The sequence below is a fragment of the Bradyrhizobium sp. 61 genome (assembly GCF_023073075.1).
Lineage (GTDB): Bacteria > Pseudomonadota > Alphaproteobacteria > Rhizobiales > Xanthobacteraceae > Bradyrhizobium > Bradyrhizobium barranii.
The window spans coordinates 853,097-870,822 of sequence record NZ_JADPIU010000052.1 but is presented as its reverse complement, the minus strand read 5'-3'; the positions used below and the strand labels follow the sequence as shown (position 1 = coordinate 870,822).

Here is a 17,726-nt window from a genome sequence, read left to right as displayed (position 1 = left end):
GCTCAGTGCACCTGGAGTTCGGGCTGACGGCCCGTATCGGCACCCGCGCCGGTCTTGCGCGACTGGTAGAACTTCAGAATGCTGCGCGACGTCTCGATCTTGAGCTTGCCGAACTCGCGCTCGCTGTCATGAAGCTCGCGCGCCGTGATCAGATGATCCTTGGCGCCGAGGAACAGCAGCGACATGGTCGTGTCCCACGAGAAGTCGAGCGCCTTGCACAGCACCAGAAGTATCTCGCGATTGCGGTCCATCATCGCGCGCTCGATCACGTCGACCGGAAGCGACGACAGCAGCGACAGGCCGATCTGCACCTCGTCGAAACGGTGCTGGCGCGCATAGTTCGAGATCGAGTCCTGGTTGAGGTTGCCCTGGCGGTACTGCGTCGTCACCACGCGCTTGGCGACGAAATAGCTGCGCGAGGACGGACCGAACTTGGACTGGAGATCGCCGGTGACGTCGGTCACCGAGCTCTGGATCTGCGCCATCATCTCGGGCCGCTCGTGCTCGAGGCGGCGGCGGACGTCTTCCGACGCCTTGGAAATGAGCTGCTGGAAGATGTGGCGCGGCACGTCCTTGCGCAGGCCGAGTTGCTCGGCGAGGATCGAGTCGCCCTCCGCGCGCCGGACCATGTGCAGCAGGCCCGAGCCCGAGAAGCGCGCGCCCTCGTTCCTTGCGACGGAGGTCACGACCGCCTGGTCGCCGCGCTTGACCAGCACGTCGGTGACGGCTTCGCCGATCGACTTGCGCTGGGCGATCGCAAGCAGATGCGCCTGGCCCTTGGTCATGGCGCTCTGGACCAGCATCTTCTCGTCGATACGAGCGGAGTCGCGCAGCACGGGACCGGCCACGTCGATCTCGTCGTCGAGGGCGAGCTTTTCGATGACATTGAGCGGAGCGTGGTCGCAGGCCGACATCAGCTCGGAGAGCTGCGCCCGCGCGGCGACCTCGATCTCGTCGGCGAGCCGCCCGATGACCTCGCCGAACATGCTGATCTCGTCGTCGCTGTAGCGGCCGGTGATCAGGATGTCGGTCGCATGCCACAACGCCTTCGCCCGGCTCTCGTCGGTGCCGCGCGCGATCGCGTCGTCCAGATCCTGCAGAAGCGATTTCGCCCCGTTCATCTCGTTACCCCAGTTCTTGGTTAGCCATCCTGCTTGTGCTGGCAGGACGCCGAATTCCTCTGGGAACCGACACTAGAGATCAAACGCGAGAATCCAGTAAAGTCGGCAGATCAGTTTTGCCGAGCAAAATTCGTTAAAATGCGCGGGAATGGGTTTACCGGCGGGCAAGGGCCAGCGCTTGCCGAACAGGCTGCCGCGTTCACGGATTCGACGGCGTCAGCACCAGCGGTGGCTTCGGCTTGGGTTTTGCGGGCGGCGGGCCCGGCGCCGGCCTCACCTCGATCGGCGGCGGCAGCGGGGCGATCTGCTGGCTCGCGAGCGGCGGGCTTGTGAGTGGAGGACTTGGCGCTGCAGGGGCGGCCAGCGGCGCCTTCGGCGTCGGCGCGGCCTTTGGCTTCGGCGGCGCGCGGCGCGGATCGCGGCCGGGCAACGGCACGTCGGTCAGCGACGGCTCGGGCACCGGATCGGGCGAGACCAGCGTCGGCAGCGCCGCAGTCGCCGGCGGCGGCTCGCCACGCTCGATCGCGTCCAGCCGGCGCGTCTCGCGATCGATCGTGCGCACCGCGAGCCAGGACGACAGCGGCGCGAGATCGACGGTGCGGTTGAGCCTGTCGGGGGGACCCGCCGCGAACAACTGGATCTCCGGCGGCGCGCCCGAAAGTCCGGTCATGATCGGCGTCAGGCTGGCGCGGATGTCGGCCTGGTCGGCGGGAATGTCGTAGCCGCCGGAGACGATGGCCCGCGCGTTCTTGGCCTCCAGCGGTGTCGCGCCGACGCGCAGGCGCCCGTCGCGGATCGTGAACGGGATCTGCGCCGAGGCGACCGCGATCGGACCTGCCGACAGCGCGGGTTCGACGAGCTGCCGCAGCCTGTTGTCGTCGGCAACCTGGCCGCCGTCGCTGGCGCGGATGGCGATCTCGAAGGCACGCGGATTGAGACCGCTGATTTCCGCGGCCTCGAGCGTCACCGTGCCATTGCCGGCGAGCGCACCGGTCAACGCCGCAACGCTGCGGCCCTGGCTGGTCAGGGCCATCTGCACCGAGGCGCGTCCCTTGGGCAATGCGAGATCGCGGTAGCGCAGCGCCGCCGCATCGACATTGCGGAGCTCGATACGCGCGTTCAGCGCAACGCCGTTGGCGCCATTGCGCGCGTCGAAGCTCGCCGACATCTCACCGCCGCCGATACCACCCTTGAGCGCATCGAGCGCGAGCGACTGGCCGTCGCTGCGGATCGTGCCGCCGACCGGGCGCAGCTCGATGCCGTCAGGCAAGGTGCCGCGCAAAGCCTGGAAGGCGATGCGGCCGCGCCAGCCACCGAGCAGCCCCGCACTCAGGGGATCACCGGCATCATGCCCGGCGGCGCCGATGGCCATCGCGAACGCCGGCGCAAGATCGAGCGCGTCGAGGCCGATTTCACCATCGACGCTCTTCTCCTGGTCGAGCGTCACCGCGAGATGCCCGCGCAGATGCGAGCCGGCCGCGCTGCTGTCGAGATCGTCGAAGGTCAGACGGTTGCCGGAGAGGCCGACGCGCGAGGACAGATTGACGCTCTGCACTGACTTGTCCGCCGGGCTGGTCCCGAACAGCGGCGCCAGATTGGCATTGCGCACGCGCAAATTCACGCTGGCCTTCGGCTGGAACGAATTGGGGTCCGACAATTCGATGCTGCCTTGCGCATCCGCATCCAGCCCGCCGCCACTGAGCTTTGCGTTCAATTGCAACGGCCGGCGCCACGCGCCGCTCAACCGGCCCTCGAACTGCGAAGGGCCCTCGCCCGCGGCGGCGACGCGATCGAGGCCCAGCAGCGCCAGCAATGCGCCGGCCTTCGGCGTCGAGATTTTCGCGTCCAGCGTGAAGTCGCTGTTGCGCAAGCGGTCGATGTCGATGCCGTTGACCGCCGCCACCGGCGTCTGCCCGGCCAGCGTCGCGGTGGCCTTGAGCTGCGGCGCATCGAGATCGAGCACGGCGCGCGCGTCGCTGCGATCGGCATGGTCGGCGTTCTTGTCGAGGCTGAGGTCGAGCTTCAGCCGCGTCGCGCCGGGCAATGACTGGATGGCGTCGAACCGCGCGCGCACCGAAGGCGCGATCGGCTCGAGCAGCGCGGTGAGCTCACGCAGCGAATTGGCCGAGGATTTCAGCGCGAGCTTGCCGGTGGCATGAACGCGGTCGAAGCTGCCGCTCGCTTCGGTGGTCACCCCGCTCGCCTGGCCGAAGCGCAACTGCTCCAGCGACAGCGCCGCAGGGCCGTAGCCGAGCTTCGCCGTGAACGGCCGCAGCTCCTGTCCGGCCGACATCGCGCGGCCGACATCGAGCGCAAGCTTGGCTTCCTCCGGCCATTCGCCCTGCGGCCCTGCGAGCGCGCGCACGAAGCTTGCGGCGGCATCGAGGTCGAGACGGTCGGCCTTGAGCTCGGCGTCGATCCGCGAGCCCTTGCTCGCGCCGGTCTGGACGAAGGCGATGCGGCCCTCCACCGCGCCGCCCTCGATCTCGGCCTTCAGCCTGTCGACGGCGAGATGGTTGGCGGCGATGGTCACGTCGCCGGCAAGGCGCAGCGGCCGCGTGCTGCGGCGGTTGATCTCGCTGCGGCCCTGGAGCCAGGCCACCAGCGTATCGGGGTCGGACGACTCGACGCTGAGCCGGCCGCTAAAGCTGTCGGCGCCGGGCGTTGCGCCGTTGAGCGAGAGCTGCGTCATACCGGGTGCGCGCAGCTCGAGCCGCTGGAAAGTCCAGGACCTTCCATCGGTCTGAAGCTCCGCCGTGATGTTCTGAAGCGGACGCCCGCCCAGCATGATCTGGTCGGAGTTGAACTCGATCTGCGCCGGCATCGGCGCCTGCGGGATCGCCGCAAGGCCCGCGCGCAGCGCTGGCAGGACGCGCTGCGGCTCGGCATCGTCCTTGCCCGCCAGCTTGTCGGCATCGACCTGGCGCGCCGACAGCACCGCGCGCAGCAGCGGCGAAGCGCCGAACCTGACATCGCCGACACCGCCAAACTTGAGCGCATTGTCCTCGGCGCCGAAGCTCGCGTCGATCTGATCGAATTTGGCGCCGGCCGGATCGGCCTTGAGCTTTGCCGTGAGCTTCCAGGGTGTCGGCCCCGCCGTGCCCGCCTTCTTGACCGGGGGCACAGCGAGCGTCAGTGCGCCGTCGAATTTCGGCAGGCGGTTGTCGAAGGCGAGCACGCCTTCGAGATCGGCCAAGATCGCGCGCTCGCCGGGATCGATGTTGAGGTGGAGACGGGTGGCGCTGCCGTCGGCGCTCGGGCCGGAGGAGACGCGGAACGGATAGCGCACCCCGGTCGCGGTGAAGCTGCCGTCGCCGCGGACCGAGCCGGCCAGCGAGCGCACGTCGCCGGAAAAGGTGATGTCGTTCAATTCCAGCGTCGAGCGGCTGGCGGCATCGTGCAGGGCGATGCGGCCGGTGAGGTTCAGCCGTTCGATCGCAAGCGAGGCCAGATTGAAGGTGCCGCTCGCGGTGGACGGCAAATCGACCCGGCCCTTGGCATCCAGGCCGAGATCCACCGCCATGCCGTTGACGGTCAGCTCGGTGGCGCGCCATTCGCCGCGCATCAGCGAGCTCAGGCTGAACTCGACGTCGAGCTTGTCGGCGCGCAGGCGGCCGAGATCGTTGTTGCCGCCGAAGGTCACCGAGCGCAGCCGCAGCGTCGGCGCCGGCAGCAGCCGCGCATCCAGTTCGCCCGCCACCCGCACCGGCACGCCCATGATCGTGCCCGCCTCCGCCTCGAACTGGGGCCTGAACTGGTTCCAGTCGATGAAGTAAGGCCCGATCAGCGCGGTCAGCAGCGCAATGATGAAGGCAATCGCCAATCCGAGCAGCGTCGTCTGCACGGGTCTCCCCTCGGCCAAATCGGCCCGGGCCGAACCTGAGGGCCTCAGGCGCGCCGGAACAGCCCCTTATATAAGGGGAAGTGTGGCGAAGTCACAGCGACTGTTGCGCGCGGAGGTTAACGCTGGCGGGAGACCCTCATGGTGAGGAGGCGCGCTAAGCGCCGTCTCGAACCATAGAGGCCCCCGCGCCCGCGGCCATCCTTCGAGACGGCTGCTTTGCAGCCTCCTCAGGATGAGGACCGGCGCTCGCAGATGCAGCGCTGGCGGCCATCACCAGCTTGCCGGCAGGCGTTTCAGGCCGCGCAGCACGAAGGTCGGGCGCCATTCCGGGTTCTCGACGTCGTCGATGCGCAGATCCGGCAGCCGCCGCAACAGCGTCGCGATGGCGATTTCGGCCTCGATGCGCGCCAATTGGGCGCCCAGGCAGAAATGGATGCCGCCGCCGAACGACAGCGGCTTGACGTTGGGCCTGGTGACGTCGAGCCTGTCGGGGCGATCAGGGTAGACCGCCGGATCGCGGTTGGCCGAGCCGAGCAGGCACAGCACGGTCTCGCCCTTTGGGATGCTCTTGCCGCCGAGATCCGCGATGTCCTCCAGCGCCACGCGTCCGGTCATCTGCACCGAGGAATCGTAGCGCAAGAATTCCTCGATCGCGTTGACCATCAACTCGGGCCGCGCCTTCAGGAGCGCGAGCTGATCCGGATTGCGGTGCAGCGCGAGCAGGCCGTTTCCGATCAGATTGACGGTGGTCTCGTGGCCGGCGCCGAACAGCAGGATGATGTTGGCGGTCAATTCCTCGTTGGTGAGCTTGTGGCCGTCTTCCTCGGCCTGCACCAGCTGGGTGGTGAGATCGTCGCCGGGATTGCGGCGGCGCAGCTCGAACAGCTGCTGGAAATACATCTGCGCCATCATGTTGCCGGCGTTGCCCTTCGCGATCTCCTCCGGCGTGAGGGGCACGGGGTCAAGCAGCCGCCCGCCATCGCGCGAGCTGTTGTAGAAGGTCTCGCGATGATCCTCGGGGATTCCGAGCATGTCGCAGATGATGGTGACCGGCAGGCGGAAGGCGAAATCCTCGATCAGGTCCATGTGGCCGCGCTCGATCACCGCATCGATGGCCTGGTCGACGATCGCCTGGATCCGCGGCCGCATGTCCTCGACGCGGCGGGCGGTGAAGGCTTTCACGACGAGACCGCGCAGGCGGGTGTGGTCGGGCGGATCGGATTGCAGCATCCAGTGGCTCATGCTGCGGAACACCGGCTCGTCCATGATGGCAGGGCTATAGCGGCGCTTGGAGCGCTCGACAAAATCCTTGCCGAAGCGCTTGTCGCGCATCACGAGGCTGACATCGGCGTGGCGGCTGGTGACGAATTGGCCGAACGGCGTCACATGGATCGGCTCCATCGTGCGCAGCCGGTCATAGTGCGGATAGGGATCGCGGATGAAGTCCGGCGACAGCGGGTTGAACAGCGGTCCGCCTGCGGGTTGCACTTGCTCGTTCATGGTGACCTCAATCGGTTGCCGCATGACACGAATACGCCGGCAGCCCCCTTGCGTGCGCGGCGTAACCATCCCCAAGACTATAAACTCGATACATTGTTGTATCGAGTTGCATTCTGCCCTAACCTGCGCCGATGTCAAGGCTGAGAACCAGGCCGACCAGGGACCACACACGCGACAAACTGTTCGAGGCGGCCGCGCGCGTGTTCGAGGCGGACGGCATCGGCGGCGCCAGCATCGAGGCGATCGCGGCCGCCGCGGGCTTCACCCGCGGCGCGTTCTATTCCAACTTCAAGAGCAAGGACGAATTGATCATCGCCATGCTCGAGGATCACGTCGAGCAGTCGATCCGGCGCAACCTCGACATCCTCGCGCAGCACGACAATCTCGACGATTTCATCGCGGCGCTGAAGACGATGGATCGCAGCCGGCAAGACCCGCTCGGCCGCTCGCCCCTTCTGCACATGGAGATGATCCTGTTCGTCGCGCGCGCCGAGAAGCGCCGCCCGGAGCTTGCCAAGCGGCTGCGCGCGCGCCGCAAGCTGGTCGCCGACATCGTCGAGGCCACGTTGAAGAGCAACGGCAGGAACGACCCGCTGAATCCGCCGTGGATGGCCTCCGTCGTGCTGGCGCTGGAAGACGGCTTTCGCCTGCACCGCCTGATCGATCCGGAGACGACGCCGGCCGACAGTTTTCTGCGCGCGATCACGGATTTGAGGCGCAGGACGGGATTGTCGTCGAACTAGCCTGGATCGCCGATATCAGGCCCACGACCGGACCGTCATCCGACCGGCGTTGAATTCTCCGACAACTCGCCGCCCGCCCCAATCGTGCGTTTTTGAAAACGTGCCCTGATTGCAGCAGGATCGGACAAGGCATTTCCGCTTCGGGAAATACGCCGGGCCTCCGCGCCGCTAACCGGCGAGACACCGGGCGATTGGCGCAGGCGCGTGGGTTAGCAGCAATCTCTCGACAGGGACGGCAATCGCTCTGGCGCAGCCGACGATCCGGTTGGCTAAACATCGCAACGTCACATCATGGGGACGGAGACAAACGATGGACAGGAAACGGCTTGCAATCGCGCCACGGCGGAAGGCCGTCTCGACGGCGCTCATGTACGGGCTTTCACTGACCGTGCGTTTCACCTCGCCGACGGCCGATGAGGCGCCGCCACAGATCGCACAAGACGCCAAGGTCTCGACGTCGATCCTGATCGATCGGGGCTGGACCAACAAACCTGCGCTGCCGGTCGCCCTGCGCGGCTGGCCATCGGGCCCGCGAAGCTGCCGCGCAGGATGTGAAGGCCCTGCGCTGCTGTCCTCGCTGCCCAACTGCACCGCGCCGTAAGGGCCCGGCGGTCTCCGTCTCACCTCTTCGCGTCATCATCGCTCGCAACAGGCACTGCTCGCATCGAGCGGCGGCGATGGCGCGCGTTTCGAACCAACAAACCCAGAACCAAATCCAGGAGTGAACCACATGCGACTGCTCATCATTGGCGCCGGCTTCGCCGGCATGTACGCCGCCCTCTCCGCCGCCCGCCTGCGCGACATTCAGGGCGTCTCGCCGGAAGAGCTCGAGATCGCGCTGATCGCACCCGAGCCGACGCTGGTGGTCCGCCCTCGGCTCTATGAGCCGAAGCCGGAAACCCTGACGGCGCCGTTGCTCGATGTCCTCAAGGCGATCGACGTCGATTACATCCAGGGGAGCGCCGAGACTGTCAACACCGAGGCGCTGACGGTGCAGATCTCGACTCCCAAAGGCACCCGCAAGACCCTGTCCTACGACCGCCTGGTGATCGCCACCGGCAGCCGCCTCTTCCGACCCAACATTCCCGGCCTTGCCGAGCACGGCTTCAGCGTCGACTCGCTCGACGATGCGGTTGCCCTCGACAAGCATCTGCATGGCCTCGCCGACCGGCCGGCCGTCAATGGACGCGATACGGTCGTGGTCGCCGGCGGCGGCTTCACCGGCATCGAGGCGGCGACCGAGCTGCCCGCGCGCCTGCGCGCCATCTTCGGCCAAAACGCCAGGACGCGCGTGATCATCGTCGAGCGCAACGGCGCGATCGCTCCCGACATGGGCGAAGGCTCCCGCCCGGTCATCGAGCAAGCGCTACGCAAGCTCGGCGTGGAGACAAGGCTCGGCACCGGCGTTGCCTCGCTCGACAAATCCGGCGTGACGCTGTCGACCGGCGAACACATCGAGACCGAGACGGTGATCTGGGCAGCCGGTATTCGCGCCGCGCCGTTGACAGCGCAGATTCCCGCCGAGCGCGACAATTTCGGCCGGCTGCTGGTGGACCGCGATCTGCGCGTGCCCGGCATCGCCGGCGTCTTCGCCACCGGCGATGCGGCGCGAGCCGCGTGCGACGACGAGGGCAATTACGCTCTGATGTCGTGCCAGCACGCCACGCGGATGGGCGCCTTTGCCGGCAACAATGCGGCCGCTGAACTCCTGCGCGTCCCGACCAGGCCGTATCACCAGAAGGCCTACGTCACCTGCCTCGATCTCGGCGAAGCCGGCGCGCTGTTCACGCGCGGCTGGGAGCGCAAGGTCGAGATGGTCGGCGACGTCGCCAAGAAGACCAAGCAGGAGATCAACACGGTCTGGATCTACCCGCCCCGCGCCGAGCGTGCCGCAGCGCTCGCGTCGGCCGATCCGGAACGTGTGACGAGCCTCTAGAGGCACGAAACGATCACGGCCGCACCTCCCTGGCTGCGCGGCCTGCTCAACCAAGACCAGCCGGGAGCCCTATCTTGAAACAGGAGACCAACATGAACCTGCACAACACCTCATACCCCGCGACATCGAAGCCGGAAGAGCTCGTTCCATCGCGCTACGCGCTGAAGGTCGGCGAGATCGACGTGCTGGTGGTCAGCGACGGCGTGCTGCCGCTGCCAACCACGATGCTGGCGCACAATGCCGACCCGGCCGTCCGGGCGACCTGGCTGCACGACATGTTCCTGCCGCAGGACGCTTTCGACTGGGCGCTGAATGTGGTCGTGGTCCGCAGCGGCGACAAGACCATCCTCATCGACGCTGGACTGGGGTCCGACCCGGATCTGCACTTGCCGCGCGCCGGCCAGTTGATCAAGCGACTGGAAGCCGCCGGCATCGATCTTTCGTCCGTGACCGATCTGGTGCTGACCCACTTGCACATGGATCACATTGGCGGACTGCTCGTCGACGGGGTGAAGGAGCGGCTGCGTAAAGACCTGCGGATCCACGTGGCGGCCGCCGAGGTCAAATTCTGGGAGGCGCCCGATTTCTCCCACACCGCGATGCCGCCGGGCTTCCCGGACGCGCTTCGGGCGACCGCCACGCGGTTCGTCAAGGAGTACGGAAGTCAGTTGCGGCAGTTCGATGAGCAGCAGGAGGTTGCGCCGGGCGTCGTCGTTCGTCGCACCGGCGGTCACACCCCCGGACACAGCGTGGTTCGCGTGGCATCCGGCGGCGACGGGCTGACATTCGCCGGCGACGCCGTGTTTGCCGTCGGGTTCGATCAACCCGACTGGCACAACGGTTTCGAACACGACCCCGAGGAGGCGGCGCGCGTTCGGATCGGTCTGTTGCGGGAGATTGCCGCGAGCGGCGAGATGCTGGTGGCGACCCACATGCCGTTCCCGTCCGTCGGCCACGTGGCGGTCGCCGGCGACGCCTTCCGTTGGGTGCCGGTGTTCTGGGATTACTGATCGCTCGCTGAGCCAACATGAGACCAGGGCGCGCATTCATGGCGGGCCCTGGTTTCGATGCGCGAACCGAGTAAGCGCGGCGCGCCGCCGATATCAGATCCGATCGTTGATCAGGACGCCGGACAACGACGGATCGTTCGCATTGGTCGTATCGTCTGCTTTCGTCGCGCTATAGGTCGAGTCCGCAAGCGAGCTTTTCAGCTGCTGGAGAAACTGTTGCAGCAGCTCCGCCGTCGAATTGCCGCTTGACGAGTCGTCCGTGCCGTTGACCGAGGGAGGCTCGCCGGATGGCGGTGGCCCGTCCGGCGGCGGTCCACCCGCTCCGTGCGGTCCATGCGAGAGCGCCGCCTTGAAAATTCCTTGGAGCTCGGTGGCCTGCTCGTCCGTCAGCTTGCCGGCCGACACTTGCTGCTGGATGAGGCCATTAATCTTCGACGCGAAGGCGTCGGGCGAAGATGTCCCGCCGCCGGATTGATCGCTTGCGCCGGTTGACTGCAACGCGGAGCCGATGCTGCTGAGCGCGGCCGACAGCGCCGACTGATCCGACGCATCGATCGCGCCGGAACCGGCTTCCGTTTGCAGTTCGTCTTGCAGCAGTTGCAACGGTGATGAGCGGTGGTGATGGGAGGAGAGCGCCGAAATCGAGGTCATGGTGGCTTTCCGTGCTTTTGGCGGACCCGAGGTGACGTTGCCCCGAGTCCCATCCAGTCCTGAGTTCGCCCTGGCAGTTGGATTTGCCCGGTTGCGCGGTGGTAGGAACGGGAGCTGGCGCGGAGCATTTGGCAGAGCGCCGCCCCGGTTGCTCGATATTGCCGATCGGCAATTGGAAATATCCAGAAACAAAAATCCGACCAGCCGATCATCAGCTGGGGCTACCCGTTGAAAGGGATGACTTCCGGCTTGTGTGCGAACGCCCTGGAGCCGACTACGCCGACCGCTTCACCACGTCGCGATCTGCCGGCGTAACATCGAGCCGCCCCAGCATTGCCCTCGCCTGCTCGGCGCAGTGCTCGATCAGCCAGCGTTCGAGTGCGACCGGCGGCAGCGCGGGCGCGTAGAGGAAGCCCTGGACGACGTCGCAGCCGAGCTCGGCCAGCGTCTTGCGCTGGCCTTCGGTCTCGACGCCTTCGGCGACGACGGTCATGCCGAGGCCCTGTCCGACGCGCACCACGGCGGTGGCGACCGCGAGCGCGCCCGCGTCTCTCTCGATGTCGCGCATGAAACTGCGGTCGATCTTCAGCTCGCGGATCGGCAGATGCGCGAGCCGGCTGAGGCTGGAATAGCCGGTGCCGAAATCGTCTACGGACAAGCCGATGCCGAGCGCGCGGATCGCATGCATCGTCTCCAGCGCGGCGGCGCCATCCTGCATGAAGGTTCCTTCGGTGATCTCGAGCATCAGCGCGTCCGACGGCAGATCGTATTCGGCGAGGATGTCCTTGAGCCGCGCCGCCAGCGTGACGTTGCGGAAATTGATCGGCGACAGGTTCACCGACACGCTGGGAATGTTGAGCCCGGCGCGGCGCCAGTCCGCCATCTGCCGGCAGGCCTCACGCACCGACCACAGGCCGATCTGCTCGATCAAGCCGCACTCCTCGGCGAGCGGGATGAATTTCGCCGGCGAGACGTCGCCGAGCACGGCATCATGCCAGCGCGCCAATGCCTCGACGCCGTGGACGGCACCGTCGCAACTGCGGATCTGCGGCTGGTAGCTGAGGGTCAGCGCGCCCTCGGCGATGGCGCGACGGAGTGCTGCAATCAGCGCCAGGCGCTGCTCGGTGAGCCCGTTCATTTCGGCGCTGAAGATGCGATGGGTGGAGCGGCCGGCTTGCTTGGCCATGTACATGGCCGCGTCCGCCTGCTGCATCAAGGTGTCGATGTCGGTCGCATGGTCGGGATAGAGGCTGATGCCGATGCTCGCCGACATCTGCAGCTGCCTGGAGCCAAGCCGCAGCGGCGCGGCGAGCGCCTCCGTGACCCCGGCCGCGACGCGCTCGGCGCTCTCGGCGTTGCGCTGCGGCAGCAGGATGACGAACTCGTCGCCGCCGAGCCGTCCCAGCATGTCCTCAGGGCCTATCTGCTCGCGCAGGCGCTGCGCGAGCTGGATCAGCAGCTCATCGCCGGCGGCGTGGCCGAACGTGTCGTTGACGTCCTTGAAATGATCGACGTCGAGGAAGGCCAGCGCGACGTGGCTGCCGGTCGGGCAGGCATCGATGGCCGTGGTGATCAGGTGCCGCAGTTGCGCGCGATTCGGCAGCCCGGTGAGAATGTCGTGATAGGCGAGCCGCGCGATCTCGGCCCGCGCTTCCTTGCGCTCGATCGCGAAGGCGCCGAGGTCGACGCAGGCGTTGACGATACGGCGGTGCCAGTTGCTCGGCGCGCGCGGTTCACGGAAATAGAAGGCGAAGGTGGCGATGACCCGGCCGTCCTTGGCCTTGATCGGTGTCGACCAGCAGGCGCGCAGGCCCACTTCGAGCGGACGCGTCTTGTAGGGCTGCCAGCGCGGATCGGTGTCAAGATCTTCGGCCAGCACCGGTTCACCGTAGAAGGCCGCGGTGCCGCAGGATCCGACATTCGGACCGATCGCGATGCCGTCCAGCGCACGCGAATAGTCCTCGGGCAGGCTGGGGCCGCCGAGCGGATGGACGAGGCCTGCGGCATCGACGTGAAGCAGCGAGCAAACCACGTCGGGCGCGATCTCCTCGACCCGGCGGCACAGCCTGTCGGCGATGTCGGTGATCGGAACCTCGTCGGCCAGCGCACTCATGATGAGCTGCTGGAGCGAGCGCAGCTGCCTCGTCTCGGTGATGTCCTCGAGCAGCGCGAAGATGTGCCTGGCACGGCCCTTCTTGTCGCGGAAGACGTCGATACGGGCGCAGACCCAGATCTCCTCGCCGTCCTTATTGTAGACCAGCGTCTCGATTTCGCCGCGGCGGCCGCCGGTCATCAGGCGCTTGACGAGCTTCGCGACGGCCTTCCGATCGGTGTGGCGGCCGGCGATCAACTCGCCTGCGCGGCGGCCCTCGGCTTCCTCGCTGGTGTAGCCAAACAGCGTCGCGAAGGTGGAATTGACGTAGACGATGTTCTGCTCCGTGTCGGTGATGAGCACCGCGCGGTTGGTCTGGTCGGAGACAGCGTGGAGAAGGCCGATTCTGACGCGGCGCTCGGCCTCCGCGGTGACGTCACGCGCGAACACGACGTGATGGCTGACGCCGCCACTTGTGACGGATGAAAGCGAGATGGCCGCCCGGATCCGGGTGCCGTCGCGCCGCACGAGGCTGATCTCGTCGCGGAACTCCGCGACCGGATCGGCCTGAAGGCATTTGAGCGTGAGAAGTTCGGCGTCGCGGCCGAGCACCTCGGCGCGCGCGAGTTTCCAGATCCGCTCAGCACCGGCATTGAAATGCGTGATGCGACGCGCGCCATCGACGATGACGATGCCGCCGTCGGCGCATTCGAGCGCAGCCAGCAGCACGTCCGGAATTTCTGTCATGGGACAATCGGCGGCAGACATCGTTGGGCCCGGATGCATCGGGAAGATGGCAAGGGGGGCCGAGGCTAGCGCCGCGATGGTGTCCAAGACGTTTTTGCAACCGGGTCGCGTCCGGCCAAGACGCGACATGCTTAACGGCTCGCAAAAGATGCGAAAGCAATCCGATGCGTTCGGAACCTATTCGGCCGCGCTTGTGGGCTTGAGCTTGTGCAGCCGGCCGGCCACCGCCCGCACCTTGCGTGGAGCGGCCTGCCAGACCGAGAGCGCCGACAGTCCGCTCACGACCATGGCGATGGCGAAGGCGAGCGTGTAGTCGCCGGTGCGATCATAGAGGAAACCCGTGAGCCAGGGCCCCGCCGCGCCGCCGGCCAGGGCCGCCAGCATGATCGTTCCAAAAATACTGCCCTGGTGCCTGCCCTGGAAGATCTCGAACACCACCGCGCCCATGATCGAGGTGAGGCCGTAGCCGAGCGCGCCTTGCGCGAACACCATGACATAGACCAGCCACAGCGACGGCTGGAATTTCAGCGCCATCAGCGCCGCGAAGCAGATCGCAAAGCCCGCGCAGCTGATCGCCCACACCCATTCCCGCCCGATCCGGTCGGAGACGTGGCCGAGCAGGATCTGGCCGGGAATGCCGAGCAGGCTGACGATGCCGAGCGCCCACACCGCGACGCCGGGGCTGAAGCCGATGTCGAGCAGGAATTTGGTCTGGTGCACCTGCACCGCGTACCAGATGTACAAGCCGCTGAAATAGCCGAGCGCGATCCACCAGAAGCGCGCGGTCCCAACCGCCCGCTTGAGCGTCCAGTCGGTGCCGACCCAGACGGGATCGACGATGTTGGAGACCGGTGTCGCCGCGCCCGCCGCCGGCGTGGCATCGCCGTCCGGCTGAAGGCCGATGTCTTCGGGCCGCTTGTGCAGGAACAGATTGATCGGCGCCAGCACGACGAGGATGAGCAGTCCCATCGCGGTACAGGCGGTGCGCCAGCCGGTCTCTTCGATCATGTGCTGCACCCAGGGCAGCAGCGTCACCGAGCCGATGCCGACGCCGGCAAAGGCAATCCCGATGGCGAAGCCGCGCTTGCGGATGAACCAGTTCGGCAGGAACAGCGATTGGCCGGAATAGCCGAGACACACCGAGCCGGCGCCGACCATGACGCCGATGGTCACGTAGAGATGCCAGGGCGTGCTGGTGAGTGGCGCGAGCAGCAGTCCGCCGCCCATCAGCACGACACCGAGCTCCATCACCGCGCGCGGGCCGGCGCGATCCATCAGGCGGCCGATCAGCGGGCTGACGATGCCCGACACGACGAAGCCGAAGGAGAACGCGCCGGCAGTGACGCCGCGTTCCCAGCCGAATTCGGAGATGATGGGAGGAAAGAACAGCGAAAACGCGGTGCGCGCGTTGACGCCGATCGCCATGGTCACGAAGGTCACCGCGACCACGACCCAGCCGTAGAAGAACGGAAGCCGCATGTTGTGCTTATTTCATCCCTAGATGGTGCTACCGACCATCCGGAGCCGTCTGGGTCAAGCGATTTTCACGAAACGCCCCTTTGCGCGGGGCGCTCAGGCCGCGTCGCGCTGTGAAGCCCGGACTGGCGGGTCGAATGCGATCTGGTCGACCGGCTGCGGGCGGCCGAACAGATAGCCTTGCGCAAAATTGACGCCGAGCACCGTCAGCCGCTCGAACTCCTCAGCTGTCTCGACGCCTTCGGCGGTGACCGACATATCGAGGCCGCGCGCGAGTGTCACGATCGAGGCGATGATCGCGGAGCTGCGCGGCTGATGCGTGAGGTTGCGGATGAAGGACTTGTCGATCTTGATCTTGTCGAACGGGAACGTGGTCAGATAGCTGAGCGACGAATAGCCGGTGCCGAAATCGTCGAGCGCGAGCTCGATGCCGATGTGCTTCAGCCGCTCCATGAAGGCGAGGTTCTCGACGCCGCGTTCCAGCAGCACGGACTCGGTGATCTCGATCTCCAGCCGCTGCGGCGCAAGGCCGGAATCTGCCAGCGCCGCGCAGATCGTCTCGAACAGCTCGGTTTCCTTGAACTGGATCGGCGACAGGTTCACCGCAACCATGAGATCGCATGGCCAGGCGGCGGCGTCCGCACAGGCGCGCCGCAGCACGAATTCGCCGAGCGGCACGATCAGCCCGGTTTCCTCGGCAAGCCCGATGAACTGGTCCGGCGGGATCAGGCCGCGGCTCGGATGCCGCCAGCGCACCAGCGCCTCGAAGCCGCGACGGCCACCGCTGGCGACGTCGACAAAGGGCTGATAGTGCACCTCCAGCTGGCACTGCGCGATGGCATCGCGCAAATCGCCTTCCAGCGTGTTGCGGGCCTCGAGCTCGGCCGACATCACCTCGTCGTAGATGGTGAAGCAGTTGCGGCCGGCCGATTTCGAGCGGTAGAGCGCGAGGTCCGCCTTCTTCAGCAACTGCTCCTGGTCGCTGCCGTGGTCCGGTGCGATCGCGATGCCGATGCTGGTGCCGATCTCGACGCGATGGCCGGGCAGCAGGAACGGTTCGGCGACCAGCTTCGCGATCCGCGCGGCGAGCTCGGTCGCGCAAGTCCGCTGATCGTCGCAAGCCTCCTGGATGATGGCGAACTCGTCGCCGCCGAGCCGCGCCAGCACGTCGGTGGCGCGCAGCGCAGATCTCAGCCGCAGCGCCACCTGGCGCAGCAGCGCATCGCCCGCACCGTGGCCGAGCGAGTCGTTGACGTTCTTGAAGCGGTCGAGATCGAGCATCAGGATTGCGAACGGCAGGCCCCGCACGCTCAACTGGCTGTTCATCATGTCGAGCCGGGTCAGGAAGAAGGCGCGGTTCGGCAGCCCGGTCAGGATATCGGTCTGGGCGAGCTCCAGCACCCGCCGGTTCGCCAGCGACAGCCGCCGCGAGTTGCGGCTGGCGAGCATGAGATAGGTTGCGAGCGACAGCGTCAGCAGCATGCCGACGACGATGACCGCAACGGCGCGGTCGTAGGCCGTCTCCAGCGAACCTCCGGCCGTCGGCATGGCGCGCACCTGCCAGTCGGTATCCCCGATCTTGAGGCTGCCCGACCAATGCAGCGCCCGGGCGACGTCCCGCATCGACTGCGGCGACGTGGCGGCCGACGAATAATCCGGCAGGGTTTGTTCCAGGCTGACGATCTGCCCCGTGAAGGGCGGATAGACGTTCACGCTGACCGCGGGGCTTGCTCCCGTGGTCACGCGAATGGACTGGATCAGCAACGGCAGGTCGAAGACGCCGACGACGAAGCCTGCCAGATTGCGGCGCCGGTCCGCCACCGCCTCGCGCGAGGTTCCCTTGGCGTAGACGGGAATGGCAACGAGCACGTCGGGCTGCCGGCCGCCCTCCTTCGGTTCGTAGAGGCGCGTGCGAATGGCGGCGACGCGGTCGTTGTCGCGCGCGCGCTCGAGGGCTGCGCGGCGCTCTGGAACGGTCGCGTAATCCATGCCGTAGACCGACGACGTCTTCGGCTGGGTCGAGTAGAACACCGGGAAATATTCATCGGCTTGCGGCGCGGTCGCGAAGGTCTCGCCCTGGAGCGACTTGATGCGATAGCCGGACACGCCGTCCGTGGCCGCGGCGGCCTCGTATTCGGCGCGCTCCTTGCGGTTGACGCGCGGCAGCCAGGAGATGCGCAGCATGCCGGGATGACGTTCGAACAGCCGGGAGCTGAACGTCTCGAATTCGCTGCGGGTGATTTCCTCGTTGGTCGATTCGAACAGCGTACGCAGCGCGACGAGCCTGGAGATGTACTCGCTCATGCCGTTCTGCATGACGATGGCTTCGGTTTCGGCGGCGTTCTCGAACTCGATCTTGTTGACGCGGTTTTCCCATCGCGCCACGGCGGCGGCGCCCACGAGCGAGAACAGAAGACCGACGCCGACCGCGACGAGCGCAGGGCGATAGAGTCCGAGCAGCGGCGCGGCGCGCCACCATCCGGTCATACGTTTCCGATCCTGATCGTTCCGCCCCCGACCGCCCATCTTGATCCCGCAAGTCCCCCTCGGCGCGGCAACCCACTTCTGGTTGAGCTGCCGGAACTGCTATCGGACAAGGATCGGGG

At 66.8% G+C, this 17,726-nt stretch carries 11 protein-coding genes; 4 read left to right on the top strand and 7 right to left on the bottom strand.

Annotated features, from left to right (window positions below):
• Positions 1 to 2: 2 nt before the first annotated feature.
• The 3 genes from IVB46_RS19045 to IVB46_RS19035 form a co-directional block, all read right to left on the bottom strand.
• A complete protein-coding gene (locus IVB46_RS19045; protein WP_166343635.1) occupies positions 3 to 1,121 on the bottom strand; it encodes a DUF2336 domain-containing protein in 1,119 nt (372 codons plus the stop codon).
• A 199-nt stretch (positions 1,122 to 1,320) separates the two neighbouring features.
• Entirely contained in the window at positions 1,321 to 4,965 is a 3,645-nt protein-coding gene (locus IVB46_RS19040) for an AsmA-like C-terminal region-containing protein (RefSeq protein ID WP_247303973.1), read from the bottom strand.
• Positions 4,966 to 5,235: 270 nt separating this feature from the next.
• Entirely contained in the window at positions 5,236 to 6,465 is a 1,230-nt protein-coding gene (locus tag IVB46_RS19035; protein WP_231143083.1) for a cytochrome P450, read from the bottom strand.
• A gap of 131 nt (positions 6,466 to 6,596) precedes the next feature.
• On the opposite strand from IVB46_RS19035, the gene IVB46_RS19030 reads away from it, so the two are divergent.
• From IVB46_RS19030 to IVB46_RS19015, 4 genes are all read left to right on the top strand, one after another.
• Entirely contained in the window at positions 6,597 to 7,208 is a 612-nt protein-coding gene (locus IVB46_RS19030; RefSeq protein WP_247303975.1) for a TetR/AcrR family transcriptional regulator, read from the top strand.
• 310 nt (positions 7,209 to 7,518) lie between these two features.
• The gene (locus tag IVB46_RS19025; RefSeq protein WP_071910478.1) at positions 7,519 to 7,809 is read left to right on the top strand and encodes a hypothetical protein; all 291 of its coding nucleotides are present in this window, start codon (positions 7,519 to 7,521) and stop codon (positions 7,807 to 7,809) included.
• A 129-nt stretch (positions 7,810 to 7,938) separates the two neighbouring features.
• Positions 7,939 to 9,144, top strand: coding sequence for an NAD(P)/FAD-dependent oxidoreductase (locus IVB46_RS19020; RefSeq protein WP_247303977.1), 1,206 nt, complete (start codon positions 7,939 to 7,941; stop codon positions 9,142 to 9,144).
• A gap of 92 nt (positions 9,145 to 9,236) precedes the next feature.
• Entirely contained in the window at positions 9,237 to 10,154 is a 918-nt protein-coding gene (locus IVB46_RS19015) for an MBL fold metallo-hydrolase (RefSeq protein WP_247304778.1), read from the top strand.
• 93 nt (positions 10,155 to 10,247) lie between these two features.
• On the opposite strand, the gene IVB46_RS19010 is transcribed toward IVB46_RS19015, so the two are convergent.
• From IVB46_RS19010 to IVB46_RS18995, 4 genes are all read right to left on the bottom strand, one after another.
• Complete coding sequence (locus IVB46_RS19010; RefSeq protein WP_247303979.1) at positions 10,248 to 10,805, bottom strand: hypothetical protein; 558 nt, start codon at positions 10,803 to 10,805, stop codon at positions 10,248 to 10,250.
• 274 nt (positions 10,806 to 11,079) lie between these two features.
• Positions 11,080 to 13,665 (bottom strand): EAL domain-containing protein, encoded by a 2,586-nt coding sequence (locus tag IVB46_RS19005; protein WP_247303981.1) that lies wholly within the window; start codon positions 13,663 to 13,665, stop codon positions 11,080 to 11,082.
• Positions 13,666 to 13,821: 156 nt separating this feature from the next.
• The gene (locus IVB46_RS19000) at positions 13,822 to 15,123 is read right to left on the bottom strand and encodes an MFS transporter (RefSeq protein ID WP_247303983.1); all 1,302 of its coding nucleotides are present in this window, start codon (positions 15,121 to 15,123) and stop codon (positions 13,822 to 13,824) included.
• A 93-nt stretch (positions 15,124 to 15,216) separates the two neighbouring features.
• On the bottom strand, positions 15,217 to 17,607 hold the full coding sequence (locus IVB46_RS18995; RefSeq protein ID WP_247303985.1) for an EAL domain-containing protein: 2,391 nt from the start codon (positions 17,605 to 17,607) through the stop codon (positions 15,217 to 15,219).
• Between the last annotated feature and the right edge of the window lie 119 nt (positions 17,608 to 17,726).

What these genes read in the sequence shown, in the direction of transcription:
- IVB46_RS19045 (WP_166343635.1), bottom strand. Translation starts at nt 1,121, where the DNA reads ATGAACGGGGCGAAATCGCTTCTGCAGGATCTGGACGACGCGATCGCG.
- IVB46_RS19035 (WP_231143083.1), bottom strand. Translation starts at nt 6,465, where the DNA reads ATGAACGAGCAAGTGCAACCCGCAGGCGGACCGCTGTTCAACCCGCTG.
- IVB46_RS19030 (WP_247303975.1), top strand. Translation starts at nt 6,597, where the DNA reads ATGTCAAGGCTGAGAACCAGGCCGACCAGGGACCACACACGCGACAAA.
- IVB46_RS19025 (WP_071910478.1), top strand. Translation starts at nt 7,519, where the DNA reads ATGGACAGGAAACGGCTTGCAATCGCGCCACGGCGGAAGGCCGTCTCG.
- IVB46_RS19020 (WP_247303977.1), top strand. Translation starts at nt 7,939, where the DNA reads ATGCGACTGCTCATCATTGGCGCCGGCTTCGCCGGCATGTACGCCGCC.
- IVB46_RS19015 (WP_247304778.1), top strand. Translation starts at nt 9,237, where the DNA reads ATGAACCTGCACAACACCTCATACCCCGCGACATCGAAGCCGGAAGAG.
- IVB46_RS19010 (WP_247303979.1), bottom strand. Translation starts at nt 10,805, where the DNA reads ATGACCTCGATTTCGGCGCTCTCCTCCCATCACCACCGCTCATCACCG.
- IVB46_RS19005 (WP_247303981.1), bottom strand. Translation starts at nt 13,665, where the DNA reads ATGTCTGCCGCCGATTGTCCCATGACAGAAATTCCGGACGTGCTGCTG.
- IVB46_RS19000 (WP_247303983.1), bottom strand. Translation starts at nt 15,123, where the DNA reads ATGCGGCTTCCGTTCTTCTACGGCTGGGTCGTGGTCGCGGTGACCTTC.
- IVB46_RS18995 (WP_247303985.1), bottom strand. Translation starts at nt 17,607, where the DNA reads ATGACCGGATGGTGGCGCGCCGCGCCGCTGCTCGGACTCTATCGCCCT.